18 protein-coding genes and 1 riboswitch are annotated in these 19258 nt (G+C 73.3%); of the genes, 11 read left to right on the top strand and 7 right to left on the bottom strand.

Translation table 11 applies throughout. The features are described from left to right. Positions 1–163 precede the first annotated feature (163 nt). The 5 genes from WBQ80_RS15390 to WBQ80_RS15410 are packed head-to-tail and all read left to right on the top strand — an operon-like array spanning position 164 to position 5379. The gene (locus WBQ80_RS15390; RefSeq protein WP_336572218.1) at positions 164–1159 is read left to right on the top strand and encodes a carbohydrate ABC transporter permease; all 996 of its coding nucleotides are present in this window, start codon (positions 164–166) and stop codon (positions 1157–1159) included. After that, the gene (locus tag WBQ80_RS15395; protein ID WP_442892702.1) at positions 1156–2076 is read left to right on the top strand and encodes a carbohydrate ABC transporter permease; all 921 of its coding nucleotides are present in this window, start codon (positions 1156–1158) and stop codon (positions 2074–2076) included. Before WBQ80_RS15390 ends, WBQ80_RS15395 begins: the two co-directional genes overlap by 4 nt. Then, positions 2073–3602, top strand: a complete 1530-nt coding sequence (locus WBQ80_RS15400; RefSeq protein ID WP_336572217.1) for a glycoside hydrolase family 3 protein — start codon at positions 2073–2075, stop codon at positions 3600–3602. The genes WBQ80_RS15395 and WBQ80_RS15400 overlap by 4 nt, the downstream gene beginning before the upstream one ends. Further along, entirely contained in the window at positions 3599–4609 is a 1011-nt protein-coding gene (locus WBQ80_RS15405; protein WP_336572216.1) for an ROK family protein, read from the top strand. The genes WBQ80_RS15400 and WBQ80_RS15405 overlap by 4 nt, the downstream gene beginning before the upstream one ends. Further along, complete coding sequence (locus WBQ80_RS15410) at positions 4594–5379, top strand: glucosamine-6-phosphate deaminase (protein WP_336572215.1); 786 nt, start codon at positions 4594–4596, stop codon at positions 5377–5379. Before WBQ80_RS15405 ends, WBQ80_RS15410 begins: the two co-directional genes overlap by 16 nt. 82 nt (positions 5380–5461) lie before the next feature. Here WBQ80_RS15410 and WBQ80_RS15415 read toward each other — a convergent pair whose 3' ends face one another. Continuing rightward, positions 5462–6055: a TetR/AcrR family transcriptional regulator gene (locus tag WBQ80_RS15415; protein ID WP_336572214.1), complete on the bottom strand. Its 594-nt coding sequence runs from the start codon at positions 6053–6055 to the stop codon at positions 5462–5464. Between the two features lie 83 nt (positions 6056–6138). Between WBQ80_RS15415 and WBQ80_RS15420 the strand changes: the two genes are divergently transcribed. Further along, positions 6139–7350, top strand: a complete 1212-nt coding sequence (locus WBQ80_RS15420) for a hypothetical protein (protein WP_336572213.1) — start codon at positions 6139–6141, stop codon at positions 7348–7350. 105 nt (positions 7351–7455) lie between these two features. Next, positions 7456–7818 (top strand): YrdB family protein, encoded by a 363-nt coding sequence (locus WBQ80_RS15425; RefSeq protein ID WP_336572212.1) that lies wholly within the window; start codon positions 7456–7458, stop codon positions 7816–7818. Positions 7819–7826: 8 nt separating this feature from the next. On the opposite strand, the gene purU is transcribed toward WBQ80_RS15425, so the two are convergent. Beyond that, on the bottom strand, positions 7827–8717 hold the full coding sequence (gene purU / locus WBQ80_RS15430) for a formyltetrahydrofolate deformylase (protein WP_336572211.1): 891 nt from the start codon (positions 8715–8717) through the stop codon (positions 7827–7829). A gap of 177 nt (positions 8718–8894) precedes the next feature. Here purU and WBQ80_RS15435 point away from each other — a divergent pair, with 177 nt between their 5' ends. Beyond that, the gene (locus tag WBQ80_RS15435) at positions 8895–10157 is read left to right on the top strand and encodes an MFS transporter (protein ID WP_336572210.1); all 1263 of its coding nucleotides are present in this window, start codon (positions 8895–8897) and stop codon (positions 10155–10157) included. Between the two features lie 250 nt (positions 10158–10407). Here the strand turns inward: WBQ80_RS15435 and nagA are convergent, their stop codons facing one another. Continuing rightward, entirely contained in the window at positions 10408–11586 is a 1179-nt protein-coding gene (nagA, locus tag WBQ80_RS15440; protein ID WP_336572209.1) for an N-acetylglucosamine-6-phosphate deacetylase, read from the bottom strand. 340 nt (positions 11587–11926) lie between these two features. After that, positions 11927–12009: riboswitch (ZMP/ZTP riboswitch) on the top strand. Positions 12010–12082: 73 nt separating this feature from the next. Here nagA and glyA point away from each other — a divergent pair. Continuing rightward, a complete protein-coding gene (glyA, locus tag WBQ80_RS15445; RefSeq protein WP_336572208.1) occupies positions 12083–13399 on the top strand; it encodes a serine hydroxymethyltransferase in 1317 nt (438 codons plus the stop codon). A 175-nt stretch (positions 13400–13574) separates the two neighbouring features. Further along, positions 13575–14462 carry a bifunctional methylenetetrahydrofolate dehydrogenase/methenyltetrahydrofolate cyclohydrolase gene (locus tag WBQ80_RS15450; protein WP_336572207.1) on the top strand — a complete coding sequence of 296 codons (888 nt, stop codon included), beginning with the start codon at positions 13575–13577 and terminating at the stop codon, positions 14460–14462. 117 nt (positions 14463–14579) lie between these two features. Here WBQ80_RS15450 and WBQ80_RS15455 read toward each other — a convergent pair whose 3' ends face one another. The 4 genes from WBQ80_RS15455 to WBQ80_RS15470 all read right to left on the bottom strand — a co-directional run bounded on the left by WBQ80_RS15455 (position 14580) and on the right by WBQ80_RS15470 (position 17474). Further along, positions 14580–15284, bottom strand: coding sequence for a hypothetical protein (locus WBQ80_RS15455; RefSeq protein ID WP_336572206.1), 705 nt, complete (start codon positions 15282–15284; stop codon positions 14580–14582). A 113-nt stretch (positions 15285–15397) separates the two neighbouring features. Further along, positions 15398–16018: a hypothetical protein gene (locus tag WBQ80_RS15460; protein ID WP_337282601.1), complete on the bottom strand. Its 621-nt coding sequence runs from the start codon at positions 16016–16018 to the stop codon at positions 15398–15400. A gap of 53 nt (positions 16019–16071) precedes the next feature. Next, positions 16072–17277 (bottom strand): type II toxin-antitoxin system HipA family toxin, encoded by a 1206-nt coding sequence (locus tag WBQ80_RS15465; RefSeq protein WP_337282602.1) that lies wholly within the window; start codon positions 17275–17277, stop codon positions 16072–16074. Further along, positions 17274–17474 (bottom strand): helix-turn-helix transcriptional regulator, encoded by a 201-nt coding sequence (locus WBQ80_RS15470; protein WP_336572526.1) that lies wholly within the window; start codon positions 17472–17474, stop codon positions 17274–17276. Before WBQ80_RS15470 ends, WBQ80_RS15465 begins: the two co-directional genes overlap by 4 nt. Positions 17475–17746: 272 nt before the next feature. Between WBQ80_RS15470 and WBQ80_RS15475 the strand changes: the two genes are divergently transcribed. Continuing rightward, on the top strand, positions 17747–19252 hold the full coding sequence (locus WBQ80_RS15475; protein WP_336572525.1) for an acylneuraminate cytidylyltransferase: 1506 nt from the start codon (positions 17747–17749) through the stop codon (positions 19250–19252). The last annotated feature ends 6 nt before the right edge of the window (positions 19253–19258 follow it).

Here is a 19258-nt window from a genome sequence, read left to right on the forward strand (position 1 = left end):
CCCCCCCCCCCCCCCCCCCCCCCCCCCCCCCCCCCCCCCCCCCCCCCCCCCCCCCCCCCCCCCCCCCCTCCCCCCCCTCTCCCCCCCCCCCCCCCCCCCCCCCCCCCCCCCGGAACCATGAGCGGGCATCGTCCCGCGGCATCCGTCGAACGCAGGAGAGACCATGACCACCACCGACAGCGGCCCCGCCCCGGCCGTGAGCTCGGTCGACGGCGAGCGCCTCGTCGCGCCCCAGCCGGAGCCCTCCCGGTCCGCCCGACGTCGTCGGCGCGCCGGAGGACTCACCCCGTACGCCTTACTCGTCCCGGCGTCGATCGTGCTCGCCGCGATCGTGGGCTGGCCGCTCGTCCAGCTGCTCGTCATGTCGATGCAGGAGTTCGGCCGGGCCCAGGTGTTCGGCGCCCCGCCCGAGTGGGTGTGGTTCGACAACTACGTCTCCGTGCTCACCGATCCGACCTTCTACGCGGTCCTCGGCCGCAGCCTGGTCTTCGCCGCCGCGTGCGTCGTCATCACCATGGCGCTCGGGACCCTCGTGGCACTGCTCCTGCAGCGGCTTCCGAAGGCGTTCCGCCTGCTGCTCTCGCTCGGACTGCTCCTCGCCTGGGCGATGCCGCCGCTGTCGGCGACCATCGTGTGGGGCTGGATGTTCGACACCGACTACGGGGTCGTCAACTCGGTGCTCGTCAACACGTTCGGGCTCGAGCAGTACACCCAGCACTCGTGGCTGATCGAGCCGCTGAGCTTCTTCCTCGTCGCGGGCGTGATCATCGTCTGGGGCGCGGTGCCGTTCGTCGCCTTCGCGCTCTACGCGGGCCTGACCCAAGTTCCCGACGAGGTGCTCGAGGCCGCGCAGCTCGACGGCGCGGGCGGCTTCAGCCGGTTCCGGCTCATCGTCTTCCCGTACCTCAAGCCGATCTTCCTGATCACGACGATCCTCCAGATCATCTGGGACCTGAAGGTGTTCACCCAGATCTTCGCGCTGCAGGACATCGGCGGCATCCGGGAGCAGACCAACACGCTCGGCGTGTACATCTACCAGGTGTCGATCGCCGGCGGCGACTTCGGCACGGGCGGCGCGATCGCCGTCATCACCGCGATCATCCTCATGTCCATCTCGCTCTACTACGTGCGCCAGACCGTCAAGGAGGAGGAGCTGTGAGCGCCCTCATCGCGCCCGGCACGCAGCCCGGCGCATCCGGCCGACCCGCCGTCCGCGCCTCCGCCGCGCCCCGCCGCCACCGCGTCCGCCCCGCCACCGTGGGCTGGAGCGCGTTGTCGGTCGTGCTCTTCGCCCTGTTCGCCTTCCCGGTCTACTGGATGGTGAACACGTCGTTCCAGCCGAACAACGAGATCCGCGGATCCGAGCTGCACTTCTGGCCCGACAACTTCACGCTGCGCAACTACGCCACCGTGCTCTTCGACCCGGGTCGCACGCCGTTCGGCCCGGCCGCGGTCAACTCGCTCGTGGTGACGCTCACGACGGTCGCGGTCGCGCTCGTCTTCGCCTTCCTCGCGGCGCTCGCCGTCACCCGATTCCGCTTCGCGTCCCGCCGCACCTTCATCATCGTGATCCTGGTCGTCCAGATGATCCCGGGCGAGGCCATGATCGTGTCGATCTTCCGCGTCATCGACGGCTGGCAGCTGCTCAACACCCTCATCGGCCTCACGATCGTGTACGTCGCGACCGTGCTGCCGTTCACGATCTGGACCCTGCGCGGGTTCGTGAACGGAGTGCCGGCCGAACTCGAGGAGGCGGCGATGATCGACGGGTGCTCGCGCTCCGGGGCGTTCTGGCGGGTCACGTTCCCGCTGCTCGCGCCGGGTCTCGTCGCGACCGGCGTGTTCGGCTTCATCCAGGCCTGGAACGAGTTCGTGATCGCGCTCGTGCTCAACGCGCGTCCCGAGATGATGACCCTCCCGGTGTGGCTGCGCACGTTCCTCGTCGCGAACGGCACCACGAACTGGGCCGCGATCATGGCCGGGTCGACGCTCATGGCGATCCCGGTGATCGTGTTCTTCCTCTTCGTCCAGGGGCGCATGACCAGCGGCCTGGTCAGCGGGGCGGTCAAGGGATGAGCGCAGCGAACGCCGACGGCGCGGCCGAGGGCCTGCGTCGGAACATCCTGACCACCCTGCTTCCGGGCTTCACCGGGCCCGCCGCGCCCGAGTGGCTGCTCGGACTGCTGCGCGAGGGGCTCGGCGGCGTGTGCCTGTTCGGCACGAACGTGCACACGACGGTCCAGCTCGCCGAGCTCACCGCGACGCTTCGCGGCGCGAATCCCCTCGCGGTCGTCGCGATCGACGAGGAGGGCGGCGACGTCACGCGCCTGTTCGCCGACCGGGGCGCGCCCTACCCCGGCAACGCCGTGCTCGGCCGGATCGACGACGAGTCGCTGACGAACGCCGTCGCCCGCGCCGTCGGCGAGGCGCTCGCCGAGGTGGGCTGCACGTTGACCTTCGCGCCCGACGCCGACATCAACTCGAACCCGCTCAACCCGGTGATCGGCGTGCGGAGCTTCGGCGCGGCACCCGATCTCGTCTCGCGACACACGGCCGCGTGGATCCGCGGCGTCCAGTCCACGGGCATCGCCGCGAGCGCGAAGCACTTCCCCGGTCACGGAGACACGGAGACCGACTCGCACCTCGCGCTGCCCGTGGTCGACCTGCCCGTCGAACGGCTCCGCGAGCGCGAGCTCGCGCCGTTCCGTGCCGCGATCGCCGCCGGGACGCGCACGATCATGACCTCGCACATCCTGCTGCCGCGGCTCGACGCCGACCGCCCGGCCACGCTGTCGCCCCGCATCCTGCAGGGACTGCTCCGCGAGGAGCTCGGCTTCGAGGGCGCCGTCGTCTCCGATGCGCTCGACATGGCGGGGGCGAGCGGCGAGCTCGGCATCCCCGAGGCGGCGGTTCGCGCGCTCATCGCCGGCTGCGACCTGCTGTGCATCGGCACGGACAACACGGCGGCCCAGCTCGACGACATCGTCGCGGCGATCGAGGACGCGATCGACTCCGGTCGACTCCCGGCGGACCGGGTCGCGGAGGCTGCCGGGCGCGTGCGCGCGCTGGCGATTCCGGCCCCCGCGATGCCCGCGGCCCGCGGGGCGCTCCCCTCCGACCTGCGCGAACGGATCGCCGCGTCGTTCCACGTCGCCCCCGGCGCGCTCGAGCGCCTCGCCGGCACGGGCCGCATCGGCACGGTCGTGCGCGTCGACACCGCGGCGAACATCGCCGTGGGCGGCGTCCCGTGGGGGCCGTTCGCGCTCCTCGCCGCCCCTGATCCGGCGCGTCCGGCACCGGGCTGGCTCTCGGATGCCGCGATCGTCGCGCTCGACGCGGCGAGCCCGGTCGACGACCCGGCCGGGCTCGCCGGGCCCGTGCTCGTCGTCGGCAAGGACCTGCACCGGCACCCCTTCGCCGTCGCGGCGATCGAACGGCTCCGCGCCGTGCGCCGGGACGTGGTCACCGCGGACCTCGGCTGGCCCGGCGACGATCGAGCGTTCGCCGACATCGCGACCTTCGGTGCGTCGCGTGCCGTGGCCGAGGCGTTCGCCGGACTGGTCGACAGCGCGCTGCGCGCCGCCCCCGCGGGGGTGTCGTGAGGCTCGGCATCGACATCGGCGGCACCAAGACCGCGGCCGTCGCGATCGGCGACGACGGCGCCCTCAGCGACCAGGTGCGCATGCCCACGGGCTTCGGCGCCGATGCGGTCGTCGACACGGCGCTCCGCACGGTCGAGCGGATGTCGCAGCTCGCCGGCGTCGACGCGCGCGCGTTCCGCTCCATCGGCATCGGCATCCCCGGCTCGGTGGACTCCGCCACCGGACGCGTCGCGCACGCCGTCAACCTCGGCCTCGAGGGACTCGACCTCGGGCCGCAGCTCGCCGATCGGCTCGGGGTCGACGTGCGCATCGAGAACGACGTGAACGCCGCTGCGCTCGGCGCCCACCACCTGCTCGGCCTCGCCGACGGCACCCGCGCCCACTCGATGGCCTACCTCAACCTCGGCACCGGGCTCGCGGCGGGCATCGTGCTCGACGGGCACCTGCTCAGGGGGCGCCGGGGCGTCGCGGGCGAGATCGGGCACATCCCGGTCGACCCGGCCGGCGCGGCCTGCCCGTGCGGACAGCGCGGCTGCCTCGAGACCGTCGCCTCGGGGTCGGCGCTCGCCGCGCTGTGGCCCGGCACGGACCGGCACCCGAGCCTCGAGCTCTTCGACCGCGCCGACGCCGGCGATCCGGCCGCCCTCGCCGTCCGCGAGCGGTTCCTCACGGGGGTCGCCTCCGCGGTGCGGCTGCTCGCCCTCACGACCGACGTCGACGACATCGTCATCGGCGGCGGGCTCGCCGCCCTCGGCGAGCGGCTCCTCGCCGGAACGCGGCGCGTGCTGTCCGGCTGGGCCGCCGACTCCGCGTTCCTCGCCTCGCTCGACCTCGCCCCACGCGTGCAGGTCATCCCGCGGGGGTTCCCGGCCGCGGCCGTCGGCGCGGCGCTCGTCGGCGACGAGCCGGGGCGACCCGCCCCCCGGGCGGCCGAGGAGTCCGTCGCGGGGACGCGCGCCGGACGGCTCGCCGACGCAGAGGAGGTGCCCGCATGGCCGAGGTCGTGATCGTCGGATCCGAGGAGGAGGCCGGCGAGCTCGCGGCATCCGCTCTCGTCGACCTCGTTCGCGCGCGGCCCGACGCCGTGCTGGGGCTCGCGACCGGCTCGACGCCCCTGTCGACCTACCGGGCCCTCGCCCGGCGGCTCGGCGACGAGGCGCTCGACGTCTCGCGCCTCCGCGGCTTCGCGCTCGACGAGTACGTCGGGCTGCCCGCGGGCCACCCCGAGTCGTATCGCGCGGTGATCGCCCGGGAGGTGGTCGAGCCGCTCGGGCTCACGCCGTCGCTCGTGCACGTGCCGAACGGCGACCCCGCCACCATCCGCACCGCCGCCGACGACTACGAGCGGGCGATCGAGGCGGCCGGGGGCGTCGACCTGCAGATCCTCGGCATCGGCCGTACGGGGCACATCGGCTTCAACGAGCCGGGGTCCTCGCTCGCGTCGCCGACCCGGGTGAAGACCCTGACCGAGCAGACGCGCGCCGACAACGCGCGCTTCTTCGACGCGCCCGACGACGTGCCGGTGCACTGCATCACGCAGGGGATCGGCACGATCCTGCGCGCACGGCACCTCGTGCTGCTCGCGTTCGGGGCGGCGAAGGCTCGCGCGGTCGCCGACGCGGTCGAGGGTCCCGTGACGGCGAGCCGCCCCGGTTCGGCGATCCAGCTCCATCCGCACGCGACCGTGATCGTCGACGAGGCGGCGGCCGCCGCACTCGAGCACGCCGAGTACTACCGGCACGCGTGGGCGAACAAGCCCGACTGGCAGGGCATCTGACGCTCGACGCGACCGGACGTTCCCGGGACCGCCGTGCACGCGGTCGGCCGGGTTCGCCCATGCGACACGTTCGGGCGTGACGTCAGCGGGGGATGAGCGCACGCACCGTCTCGAGGTAGGCGTCCTCGTCGAAGTCGGGGAGGATCGCGCGCTGCACCATGAAGCCGGGCGCGAGCCCCATGAGGACCGGCACGACACGACGCGCGTACGCCTCGGGATCGTCGCCCGCGTGCTCGGGATGCGATGCCGCCCACTCGGCCACCAGGGTGACCAGCATCCGGCGGACGGGCACGAGGAACCGTGACACCATCTCGCGCACCGAGGGGTCGATCGCCGCCTCCGCCCAGACCTGGAGGAACAGGTTCGGCGTGATGTCCTCGTGTCGCATGCCGTCGATGAGCGTCGCGACGACCTCGCCCGGCGGCAGCGGGCCGTGGTCGGCGCGAACCTCCTCGAGCTCGAGCGACCGTGCCGACAGCACGTGCTGCGCGGCGGCGAGGAAGAGCTCCTCCTTGCTCGCGAAGTGCCCGTAGATCGCCCCCGCCGACAGGCCGGACGCCGCGATGATGTCGCTCATCGACGTGCCGCGGAAGCCCTTCGCGGCGAAGCACCGGAGCGCGGCCTGCGCGATCTCCGAACGCCTCGCCTCGCGATAGGCCTCGGTCACCTTCGGCATCGCTCGCCTCCTCCCGGCTCTTGACGATCCTAGGCTGCGGGTCCATCATAAAGAACGAACATTCGTTTTTGATAGGAGTCGTCATGGAGACCGACACCCGTCGCCGGCCCGCCCTCACGTCGTTCGGCCGCGCCGCCGGCATCGGTGCGGCGCTGTCCGTCCTCGTCGGCCTCATCGTCCTCGCGTTCGCCTGGCCCTCCGTCACGGCCGAGCCGAAGGGGGTCCGGGTCGCCGTCGCCGGTCCCGAGGCCGGCGTCGAGCAGATCGAGGAGCGCGTCGGCGAACAGGCCGGCGGCGCCGTCGAGCTCGACCGCGTCGACGACCGCGACGCGGCGGTGGCGGCGATCGAGCGACGCGAGGCCTACGGCGCCATCGTCCTCGGCGACGCGCCGACCGACGCCCCCGAGGTCCTCGTGGCCTCCGCCGCGAGCCCCGTCGTCGCGCAGACGCTGCGCGCGACGGCGGCGGAACTGCAGCAGGGCATCGACGCGCGGCTGCGCGACGAGCTGCCCTCGCAGCTGCAGGCGGTCCTCCAGGAGGCGATCGGCTCGGCGGTGCAGGCCGCGCTGGCCCAGGCGTCCGGCCAGGCGCCGTCGTCGCCGCCCGCCGCACCCAGCGTCCCCGAACTCCCGACCGTGACGGTCGCCGTCACCGACGTGGTCCCGCTCGCCGACACCGACCCGCGCGGCTCCGGACTCACGGCGGCCATGTTCCCGATCGTGATCGGCGGCATGCTCGGCGGCATCGCCATCTCGCTCGGCGTGATCGGCGCGGTGCGCCGCGTGGTCGCGGTGCTGGTCTACTCCGTCGCGGCCGGCCTGCTGCTCGGGGCCATCCTGCAGGGATGGTTCGGCGCACTGCAGGGGGACTACTGGCTGAACAGCGCCGCACTCGCGCTCGCCCTCGCCGCGATCGCCGCGCCGATCACCGGGTTCGTCGCGCTCATGGGACGCGCGGGAATCGGCCTCGGCGTGGTGACGTTCCTGCTGGTCGCGAACCCCATCTCCGCGGCCGCGGTGCCCGTCGAGTTCCTGCCGGAGCCGTGGGGCGCGATCGGCCAGTGGTTCCCGCCCGGTGCTGCGGCGACGCTCCTGCGCGACCTGTCCTACTTCCCTGCGGCGGATGCCACGTTCCCGTGGCTCGTGCTCGCCTCGTGGGCCGCGGGCGGCATCCTGCTGTCGCTGATCGGGCACGTCCGCGCCGCCGGCGGCGCCCGATCCGACGACGAGGCGGCGCAGGCGGATGGTCCCGCCGAACCCGCGGCGGCCGGGCGCGAGGCGGCGCCGGTCACCTGAGCCGCCACGGCGGCACCCGGCGATCGAGCGATGCCGGCCACGCCGTTCCGGTCGCGCACTCGACGGATGCCGCATCATCCGTCGTCGCGGTTAGGCTTGAACCTCGTGAACGACGCCACGCCCGACACGCCCCAGGTGGGGTTCAACGACCTGCTGCGCCTCCTGCTCGAGATCTTCGCGATCGTGTCGCTCGGCATCTTCGGGTTCGTCGCGTTCGAGCTGCCGTGGCCGGGCGTCCTGCTCGGCCTCGGCCTGCCGGTCGTCGCGGCCCTGCTCTGGGCGCTGTTCCGCTCGCCGAAGGCCGTGTTCCACGTCGACCCGTTCGTGAAGGCGCTCGTCGAGATCGCCGTGTTCTCGAGTGCCGCGATCGCCTGGTGGGTCATGGGACAGCCGGTGATCGCGGTCGTGTTCGGCGTGGTCGCGGCCGTCAGCGGCGTCATCAACGGCCGCCGCGAGTTCGGCGGCTGACGCGCGCCTCAGCGGAAGATGACGGTGCGCTGCCCGTCGAGCAGCACGCGCCGCTCGGCGAACCACTTGACCGCCTGCGAGAGCGTGCGGCTCTCCTCGTCCTGGCCGATCGCGACGAGCTCGGCGACCGAGCGCGAGTGCTCGACGCGCACCACGTTCTGCTCGATGATCGGGCCCTCGTCGAGGTCGCTCGTGACGAAGTGCGCCGTCGCCCCGATGAGCTTGACGCCGCGCGCGTGCGCCTGCCGGTACGGGTTCGCGCCCTTGAACCCGGGCAGGAACGAGTGGTGGATGTTGATGCAGCGCCCGGCCAGGGCGTCGCACAGCTCGGGCGACAGGATCTGCATGTACCGGGCGAGCACCACGAGCTCGAGGTCGTGCTCCTCGACGGCCTCGAGGATCCGCCGCTCGAACGCCGCCTTCGTCTCGGGGGAGACCACGGCCTCGGACTCGAACGGCACGCCGTAGAAGTCGACGAGGTCGCGCAGCGTGCCGTGGTTCGAGAGCACGAGCGGGATCTCGACGGGCAGCTGCCCCGCGCGCTGCCGGAACAGCAGGTCGTTGACGCAGTGGCCCGCCGTCGATGCGAGCACGAGCGTGCGCAACGGTCGGCCGACCTCGTCGAGGTGCAATTCCATCTGCCAGCGCTCGCGCACCGGGGCGAGGGCGGCCTCGAACTCGGCCCGGTCGGCGGGCGACTCGACCTGCACGCGCATGAAGAAGCGGCCGGTGTCGTGGCTGGCGAACTGCTGGCTCTCCGTGATGTTGCCGCGTGCGGCGACGATGGCGCCGCTCACGGCATGGACGATCCCGGGGCCGTCGGTGCAGCTCAGCGTGACGACCCAGTGGTACAGGTGCGTGCCGGCGGCATCCGCGGCGTCGGTGGCATCCGTGGTCATCCGGACAGCGTACCCGGCGGTCGCGCGTCGCTCCGGGCGTTCAGGCGACGCTCGGATGCCGCGCGGTAGACTGTTCCCGGTCGTGCGGTCACCGCCGGCCCCGGGCGCGCACGTGAGCGCGTAGTCGACCCGCCCGCAGGCATCGCCGCGAGCGGGGAACGCCGTCGGATGAAGTCCATGCCGATCACCTCCTCGTCGCGCGCCGTCGCGACCTCCTCCTCAGCCATGCCGTGGAAGCCGCTCATCGCGCTCGCCACGGCCGTCTTCCTGTCCATCACCATCGAGATGATCCCGATGGGCCTGCTCCCCGAGATGAGCGCCGACCTCGGCGTCGGGGAGCCGCTCGTGGGCCTGCTCGTCTCGGTGTTCGCGTTCGCGGTCGTCGTGACCTCCGCGCCGCTGACGGCCCTCACCCGACGGGTGCCGCGGCGCACCCTGCTCACGGCCGTGCTCGTGGTGCTCGCCCTCACGAGCCTCGCGAGCGCCGTCGTGCCCGAGTACTGGATGCTCGTCGCGGTGCGCGTGCTCGGCGGCGTCGCGCACGGCGTGTTCTGGGCGCTCGTGGGCGCCTACCCCGCTCGCCTCGTCGCACACGGCCGGCTGGGCCGTGCCGTGTCGATCGTGCTCGGCGGCGGCACCATCGCGCTCATCGCGGGCGTGCCGATCTCGACCGCGCTCGGTCAGGCCCTCGGCTGGCGGCCGGTGTTCGCGCTGGTCGGCCTCCTGACGCTCGTGGGCGCGCTCGCCGTCCGGGCCGTGCTGCCGACGGATGCCGCGGCGCCCGCCGCCCCGCGTGCGGTGACCGGCTCCACCGCCGCCCTCCGCGTCGCCGAGGGCGGCGGCATGCGAGCGGTGCTCGTCGTGTGCCTCGTGACGGCGGTCGTCATGATCGGGCAGTACGCGGCGCTGACGTACGTGGCGCCCATCCTCACCGACGTGGTCGGCGCGGCGCCCGAGGCGGTCGCGCCGCTGCTCTTCGCGTCCGGGCTCGCCGGAGCGGCCGGCCTCATCGTCGCCGGCAGCCGCGTGGCGCGGAACAGCGTGCGCGCCCTGGTGGTCGCGATGACGGCGATCGCCGTCGCGCTCGTGATCATGGCGGCCGAGCCCGGCCTCTGGCCCGCGATCATCGCCTACACCGCGTGGGGCTTCGCGTTCGGCGCGGTGCCGCCGCTGCTGCAGACGCGGCTCCTCCAGGCCGCGCCGCCAGAGCGGCGGGACGCCGCGAGCGCGCTCTACACCACGGCGTTCAACGTCGGGATCGGCGGCGGCGCACTGATCGGCGGCGTGCTCTTCGGCGCGTTCGGCATCGGCGCCGTCCCGATCGCGTACGCGGGCATGCTGGTCGTGGCCGCCGTCATCGTCGTCGTGACGTCGACGCGGGCCTCGGCCGTGCGCGCCGCCGTGGCGACCGCGACGGGCACCGTGGCGACCCACTCGTAGCGGAGTCCCCTACACCCGGTTCCCGCGACTCGGCCAGATCACGGCACCCTCCCAGCGAGCTCACGGGTTCGCCCCGGCAGGATGAACTCGCGGCCGGGGTTCGGGCGGGCCGCACGTCGGCACGACCCGCAACCGGGGGGATGAGGTTCGGGCTCGACACCGGGCCGGGTACGCGGAGGCGGAAGGGGAACAGGCCTCCGCCCCGGCCCGAAGCCGGCGTGCCCGGGTCGGCGTGCCCGGGTCGGCCCCGTCATGTCAGGCGCTCGCCCGCGCCCCAGACGGCGGTGACCTCGAGGTCGTCGGCGAGCAGCACCGCGTCGGCCGCGAATCCCACCTCGAGGCGGCCCAGGTCGTGGGCGCGGCCGACCGCGGCCGCCGGGGTCTCGGTCAGGGCGGTGATCGCATCGGCGAGGGGGATGCCGGCGTCCACCACGGCACGGCGAAGCGCCGCGTCCTGCGTCAGCGTCGAGCCCGCGATGGCGCCGCCGTCCGTGAGGCGCGCGATGCCGTCCGTCACGTCGACCTCGAGGGATCCCAGCAGGTAGCGCCCGTCCGCGGAGCCCGTCGCCGCCATGGCATCCGTGACCAACGCGACGCGTCCGGGCGCGCCGGCGAACGCCAGCCGCACCACGTCGGGGTGCACGTGCACGCCGTCGTTGATGACCTCGAGCGTCACGTGGTCGGCGCGCATCGCCGCGACGACCGGCCCGGGCGCGCGGTGGTGGATGCCGCGCATGCCGTTGAACGCGTGCGTGAGGATGCTCGCACCCGCCTCGAACGCCGCCAGGGCGGTCGCGAAGTCGGCGCCGGTGTGCCCGACGGCCACCGCGACGCCCTCGTCGACGAATCGCGCCGTCGCCTCGGCGGCGCCCTCGTGCTCGGGCGCGACGGTGATCTGCCGCAGGGTGCCGCCGGCGGCGTCGAGCAGTCGGTCGACGGATGCCGCGTCGGCCCGCCGGAGGCGCGCCGGATCGTGCGCGCCGCGGAACTCGTGGTCGAGGAACGGCCCCTCGAGGTGCGATCCGAGCAGCAGGGGGTCGGATGCCGCGGCGTGCGCGATCGCCGCGAGGCGCGGCTCGAGCTCCTCGACGCCGGCCGTGACGAGCGACAGGACGGTGCGCGTCGTCCCGTGCGCGCGATGCGTCGCGAGGATCGCGCCGAGCGCGTCCGCGCCCTCGTCGGCGGACGCGCCGCCGCCGCCATGGCAGTGCAGGTCGATGAAGCCGGGCGCGAGCCAGCGGCCCGCGGCATCCGTCACGGTGGTCTCGGTGCGGACCGCACCGTCGCCCCGGAGGTCGTCGCGCCATCCGTCGCCGACGCCGCGCGCCGCGACCCGGTCGCCCTCGAAGCGCACCCATGCCTCGGGCACGACGTCGCCCCCGGAGACCAGGCGGGCGGAGTGGATCACGGTCGCGTGCGGGGAACTCACCCGCTCACGTTATCGCCCGCCGCCCCGCCGGAGGAGATCGCACGGAGGGGAGGACGGGATCACGGCCATCGTCCTTCCGACCATGCGATCTCCTCCCCTCGTGGTCGGGCCGCGAGGTGTGCACCGCGCGCCATCGCGGTCCGTATCTCGAGCTCGACGGCGGTCCACCCGAACATGATGTCGTCGTAGTCGTGCCGGACGTCGCGAGACTGGAGGAGTTCGCACGCGGCGGAGGATCCACCACCGCAATCGGTCCTCCGCTCCGGTCGGAATCCTTCCCTCGGGCCGAGCGGCGGGCGGATGACGCGCGGCGTGCGCGCGCGGCATCCGTTGGTATGCTTGCGAGCGTCGCGACTGGCGTTGAGATGGGTGACCATCGGGGAGCGACTGGCAACGGACCGACCGCACGCCTGGGCCGGTACGCGAAGCCTCCGGGCGCGAGTCGCGCGCGAGGCGATTTCCGCAGGTCCGCATGTCATCTTCGAAGGAGCCAGTCTTGGCCGAATCACTCACCACCGATGCGCCCGGCACCGCCGCCGGCGCCGACTCCGTCTTCAACAAGCCGCTCGCCGAGGTCGACCCCGAGATCGCCGAGGTGCTCGAGCAGGAGCTCGACCGCCAGCGCTCGACGCTCGAGATGATCGCGAGCGAGAACTTCGTGCCGGTGTCGGTCCTGCAGTCGCAGGGCTCGGTGCTCACCAACAAGTACGCCGAGGGCTACCCGGGCCGTCGGTACTACGGCGGCTGCGAGTTCGTGGATGTCGCGGAGTCGCTCGCCATCGAGCGTGCGAAGTCGCTCTTCGGCGCCGAGTACGCCAACGTGCAGCCCCACTCGGGCGCGACCGCCAACGCCGCCGTGCTGTCGGCGATCGCGACGCCCGGCGACACCATCCTGGGCCTCGAGCTCGCGCACGGCGGCCACCTCACGCACGGCATGAAGCTCAACTTCTCGGGCAAGCTCTACAACGCGGTGTCGTACGGCGTCGACCCCGAGACGTTCCTCGTCGACATGGACGCGCTGCGCGACAAGGCCAAGGAGACGAAGCCGCAGGTCATCATCGCCGGATGGTCGGCGTACCCGCGTCACCTCGACTTCGCCGCGTTCCGCGAGATCGCCGACGAGGTCGGCGCGAAGCTCTGGGTCGACATGGCCCACTTCGCGGGGCTCGTCGCCGCGGGCCTGCACCCGTCGCCCGTTCCGCACGCCGACGTCGTGTCGACCACCGTGCACAAGACGATCGGCGGCCCCCGCTCGGGCCTCATCGTGTCGCGCGACACCGAGCTCGCGAAGAAGCTCAACTCGAACGTGTTCCCCGGCCAGCAGGGCGGCCCGCTCATGCACGTGATCGCCGCGAAGGCGACCGCGTTCAAGATCGCGGCGTCAGAGGAGTTCAAGGACCGCCAGGCGCGCACGATCTCGGGTGCGAAGCTGCTCGCGTCGCGCCTCACGGCCGACGACTCGCGCGCCGCGGGTGTCGACGTGCTGACCGGCGGCACCGACGTGCACCTCGTGCTCGCCGACCTCCGCACGTCGGAGCTCGACGGCCAGCAGGCCGAGGACCGCCTCCACGAGGTGGGCATCACCGTGAACCGCAATGCGGTGCCGTTCGACCCGCGCCCGCCCATGGTCACCTCGGGCCTGCGCATCGGCACGCCCGCGCTCGCGACGCGCGGCTTCGGCGACGCCGAGTTCACCGAGGTCGCCGACATCATCGCGCTGGCGCTTCAGGCGAACCCGGATGTCGCGGCGCTCCGTTCGCGCGTCGAGACGCTGACCGAGGCGTTCCCGCTCTACCCCGGGCTGCAGCAGTAGCCCTGGGAGGTCCGGGGTCGGATCGGATGCCGCCGAGCCGACCCCGGACCACCCGGCATCCGTCGCACCGAAGGAGTTGCGGCCGACACGCCGCCCCGCGGCATCCGGCCCGCGGCGTGTCGGCGCGAATCTCCTTCATTTCGCCTTCGCAGACCAGCTCGGAAGAGGTACCCACATGACCGCGATCACCCTCGACGGCGTCGCCACGGCCTCCGCGGTGAAGTCCGAGCTGGCCTCGCGCATCGCCGAGTTGCGCGCGCACGGCGTGGTCCCCGGCCTGGGCACGCTGCTCGTGGGCGACGACCCCGCGTCGCGCTCCTACGTGGCGGGCAAGCACCGGGACTGCGCCGAAGTGGGGATCGAGTCGATCCGCGTGGACCTGCCCCGTTCGGCGAGCACCGCCGACGTGCGCGCGGCGATCCGCGACCTGAACTCGGCGCGCGAGGTGACGGGCTACATCATGCAGCTGCCGCTTCCCACGGGGCATGACGAGAACGCGATGCTCGAGCTCATCGACCCCGACAAGGACGCCGACGGCCTGCACCCGACGAACCTCGGCCGGCTCGTGCTCGGCATCGAGGGCGAGCTGCACTCCCCGCTGCCGTGCACGCCCGCCGGCATCGTCGAGATGCTGCAGCGGTACCAGGTGCCGATCCGTGGGCAGCACGTCGCCGTCATCGGGCGCGGCGTCACCGTCGGGCGGCCGCTCGGCCTGCTGTTCACCCGCAAGGGGCTCGATGCCACGGTGACGCTGACCCACTCGCGCACCGTCGATCTCGCTGACGAGGTGCGTCGCGCCGACATCGTGGTCGCCGCGGTGGGAGTGCCGCACATGGTGAAGCCGGACTGGATCAAGCCCGGCGCGGCCGTGCTCGACGTGGGCATCACCCGTGTCGCCGACGAGGAGACCGGCAAGGGGAAGCTGACCGGTGACGTCGACCCCGAGGTCGGATCGGTCGCCGGCCACCTGTCGCCGAACCCGGGCGGCGTGGGGCCGATGACGCGCGCCATGCTGCTGGCCAATGTGGTCAAGGCGGCGGAGATCACGCTGCGCGGTCGCTGAGTTCGCGCCTCGGGGACGAGGACGGCGCGGGTCGTGCTCGCAGCGAGGTGCTGGCGCTGTCGCGGCTCGACGGCCTCACGGCGGCGGAGCTGCGACCCTGCAGCCGCTGAGCGCCGGCTAGCCGCACCCCGGGCTGTCGGGGTGCGTGGTGCACGGCCCCGTCACGAGCACGGTGTCGAACTCGCCGACGAGCACGCGGTGCGGGGTGCCCTCGATGCGGAGCGTCCCGTCGATCCACCGCCAGAAGGACCCGTCGAAGCGGTACTCGGCCACGTAGGTCACGTCGAGCCGCGCGGTGTGCTCGCCCTTGCTGCGGTAGACGTGGCTCGTGGGCGTCTCGCTGAACTCCCGCTGGCCGAGTTCGGCCCACGTCGCGCCCGGAGCGGCGCTGCTCACGGTCCCGCCGTCGGAGTACACCCAGGTGAAGCTCACCGGATGGAAGCGCACCTCGACCGGACGGTCGAACAGCGTTCCCGATCGGGTGACGGTCGAGGCCTCGGCGACCGCGTTCGCGGGCAGGTCGAGGACCGCCCACCCGGACGGCTCGGCGGTGTGGGCATGCGCCGACGGATGGAACGTGGCGATGTCCCGGAGGGTCACCGGTGGCTCGCCCGCGGGTGGAGGGGTGGGCTCGGCTCCGGTGAAGAAGCAGTCGGCGGGGTTCTCGGGACTGCAGATGTCTCGCGGGGGAGCGGCGGGTCGGGTAGGTGCGGACGGGGCGGTGCCGATGCTGTCGGCGACCTGCCCGGGGTCGGGGGCGTGGCCGTCCGCTGGATTGGTGTCGGTGCCTGGGCGCACGTAATCCACGATGACGTTTGCCACACCTTCGCTCGTACCTGAGCCGAAGGCTGCGCCGATTTCCGACCATCCTCCTGGATCGCCGGCTGTAGCAGCGACTTCAGCAGTGGCGCCCAGGCCACTCATCAGGCCAACGGCTACTGCGACTTGCAGAAGGAATTGTCTTGCCACGATTGCGCTCGCTTAAGGATGAGTTGAGGTGAACCTTCGGCGACGGATTCGAACTCGCCCAATACCGCTGTAATGTCGCTCTCGCGGGGCTTAGTGACGTCTGCTCCCGACGCGTCGAGGATCCGCACCTTCGACACGTCACGGCAGAAGTATGCGGACACTTGAGCGACCGAGCCTGAGTGATCCGCCTTCATGAGGCGCGCACCATAAACCTTGGTGACGCCAGATGTACGTAGGTTCGCTTCCGACATCGCCTCGAACTCTGCAATCAACTCGGGCGCGGCGTCCGCTCCGACAACCTCGGCGATGCGTTCAGGGCGGGCGCCTCCTTCCGACGCGATGCGCGTCGACATCTCGCTGTACGCCTCATACGCCTCCACCGCCGCCGCGAGCGCCTCCTCGTCCGACGCGAAGATCGGCTTCTCACCCGCTGCGGCACTCGGCGTGCCCGCGGAGGCGCGGGGCGCGTCGCCCTCCGGCGACGCGCAGGCGGCGGTGCCGAGCAGCAGTGCGCACGACAGCACGGCGAGCGCGGCGCGTGGGCGCGGCATCCGTCTCGATGACCTGGCGGGGGAGGCGTCGGGCATGCGCTCCACCGTAGCGACGGAGCGTCGTCCGCGGCGGAGGTTATCCCCAGCGACTACGCCGAAAGCTCGTCGCGTCGGAGCTTCAGCTCCCGCACGGCGCGGTTGAGCGGCGACCCCGCGAACGGCAGCGATGCGAGGTCGACGCGAGCGGCGGCGCGCAGCGCCACCTGCTCGGCCGAGGCGGCGGCGCGCTCGGGCAGGCCGATGGCGTCGGCGAACCCGCGCCAGTGGCGGCGGCGCAGCTTGCGGGTTCGGCCCGCGACGGGCAGGGCGAGCGAGTCGTCGCCGTAGAGCAGCGTGCACGGGATGTCGTAGACGGGCGCGATCGCCCAGCCGCGCGCCGCGGCATCCGCTCGCAGCACGGCGACGTTCTTGCCGTGCAGGTCGCCGTTGCCGGTGAGCCAGGCGAAGAGGAACTGCAGGTACAGGTTCCGGATGGCGACGGCCGGCGCCGTGCACACCTCCGCCAGTGCGGTGGCGACGCGTTCGGCCTCCACCCCGTACTTGGCGGCGGGCGGCAGTCCGAGCACCTGCGTGGCGTCCTCGAGCGGGAGCCGGCGCCAGCCTCCGTCATCGCGTGCGACGCGGTCGAAGCGCTCGACGAGCAGCCCGGGGGTGCCGTCGCGGTCGCGCACGATCGCGCCGCGCGAGACCGGCACCTTCAGGGCGCGGGCGCCGGCGAGGTGGGCGGCCTCGTTCTCGACGAGGTGCGGGTACTCGGCCGGGCTGAGCTTCAGGATGTAGCGGCCCGAGCGGGTCGCGAGCGGCGTGCTGATCATCGACGCGCTCGCCTTCCGCTGCACGCCAGGGATGGCGTGCCGGTCGAGCTCGTCGACGAGCGACTCGAAGTCGAGCCGGTCGGGGGCGTCGGCGCCGATCACGGGCTTCGGGTCGGCGGGGGCGTCCCCCTCGGGGACCACCTGCACGTCGCCGGGGGCGTCCTCGCCGACGGCGAGCAGGAGCGTGAGCTCGTCGTCGGGGCTCGTCTTCGCGGCCCGCCGCAGCACCGAGAGGCGATGCCCCTCGGGCAGGAGGCCGGCGAAGAACGGCGGGAGCGCGCCGCTCGCCGTGCGCACCGGCGCGCTGCCGAGGGGCAGCGTGAACGCCACCGGCTCGGCGTCGACGCGCTGCACGTACTCGTCGAGGTAGTCGAACTCGGTCCCGCCCTCGGCGGTGCGGGTCAGGCGCGCGGCGAGCCGGCCCGCCTTCCAGACGTCGGCCGACCGGACGTGCCGGAGCGCTTCCAGCTCGGCCGTCACCGCACGACGCCGATCGTGACGCCCACCGCGGCCGCCACCGCCACCACGGTGTCGAGGCTGCTCGCGCCGGTGCCCTGCTCGATGGCGCGCACGGTCCGCTCGGTCGTGTGCGCGAGCTCCGCGAGCTGCTCCTGGGTGAGTCCGTGGGCGCGACGAGCCGAGCGGATGGCGCGGCCGATCTCGGCGGGGATGTCCATGCGGGCGACCTCCGGTTCCGGCAGGATTCTTCCGAATCGACGGATGTTGCCGCCATCGTAGCGTGTCCGACATCTGAATCGGCAGTTTTCTTCCGGAAGCTGTGTCCAGAACCCGAGTGAACGGTCGATGAGCATCGCTTCGGAACAATTCTTCCGGCCAACCGATGATCGGGCGGACGGGCCCGGTCGCGGCATCCGCTCGCTGCCTGGACGACGCCGCCCGTTCACCCCGCGTGCACCGGCCGGACGAACGGCGCGCATAGCTTCGCGGCATGAGCACCGACCTCCCCGAGGCGACCGCAGCCGGCGCGAGTGCGATCGGGCACGCTCAGGAGGGCGTCGGCGCGTCGGGGGACCGCGCCGGCGCCGTCCTGAGCGGTGCCGCCGCGAGCGGCGAGGGAGCTCCGGCGGGCGGCGCGACGGCGACCGCGGTCGCGATCATCCCGGCACGCGGCGGGTCGCAGGGCCTGCCCGGGAAGAACGTCGCACGTGTGGGCGGGGTGCCCCTCATCGCCCGGGCCGTGCACGCGGCGCTCGCCGCACGGCGGATCGCGGGCGTCGTCGTCACGACCGATGACGACGAGATCGCGGAGGTCGCGCGCGCCGCGGGCGCCGAGGTGGTCGCACGGCCGGCGGACCTCGCGGGGGCGACGGCGTCGAGCGAGGCGGCGGTCCTGCACGCGCTGGAGGAGCTGGGCCTCGCGACGCGGCCGTCGACGGTGGCGCACGTCACCGTGTTCATCCAGGCGACGTCGCCCTTCATCGACCCGACCGACCTCGACGCGGCCGTGGAACGCGTCGAGCGGGGCGAACGCGACGTCGTGTTCGCGGCCACGCCGACGCACGTCTTCCTGTGGCGCGAGCGCGCCGACGATGCGGACGGCCGCAGCGCGGTCGGCGTGAACCACGACCCGAGCCGCCGGCCGCGGCGGCAGGATCGCGACCCGGAGTACCTCGAGACGGGGGCTTTCTACGCGTTCCGCACCGACGGGTTCCTCACCGCGCGACACCGGTTCTTCGGACGCATCGGAATCCAGCCGGTGCACCCCGACCTCGCGGTCGAGATCGACGAGTCGGCCGACCTCGCGCGGGCGCGGACGCTCGCACCGCGCATCGACCGGCGTCTGGCCGGCGCCCTCGCCGCGGCGCAGGCCGCGCGCGCGACGGCCGGACGCGGAACGCGTGACGCCGCGTGGCCGGCCGACCCCCGTCATCCGTTCATCGACGTCGACGCGGTCGTGACCGACTTCGACGGCGTGCACACCGACGACACCGCCGGCCTCGACGAACTCGGGCGCGAATCGGTGCGCGTCTCGCGTGCCGACGGCGCCGGGGTGGCGAGCCTGCGGGCGGCCGGGGTCCCCGTCCTCATCCTCTCCGCCGAGGCGAACCCCGTCGTGAGCCGCCGGGCCGAGAAGCTCGGCGTGGACTGCGTGCAGGGGGTCGCCGACAAGGGCCGCGCGGTGCGCGAGTGGGCGGCCGCCCGCGGCATCCGCCTCGATCGCATCGCATACCTCGGCAACGACCGGGGCGACATCCCCGCACTCGACCTCGTGGGGTGGCCGGTGGCGGTTCCGGATGCCGCGCCCGAGGCGCTCCGGCGCGCGCGGCACGTACTGCAGCGGCACGGCGGCCATGGCGCGGTGCGCGAGCTCGCCGAGCTCGTGCTCGCCGCCCGCGAGGCGCGCGAGCTCGAACCCGCCCACACGACGCGGCTGCAGCGCGAGGCGATCGCCGCCGCGTCGGCGACGGCCTCGACACCATCCCCCGCACCCTGAACGAGA

The organism is Agromyces sp. CCNWLW213, from assembly GCF_037199545.1.
GTDB lineage: Bacteria > Actinomycetota > Actinomycetes > Actinomycetales > Microbacteriaceae > Agromyces.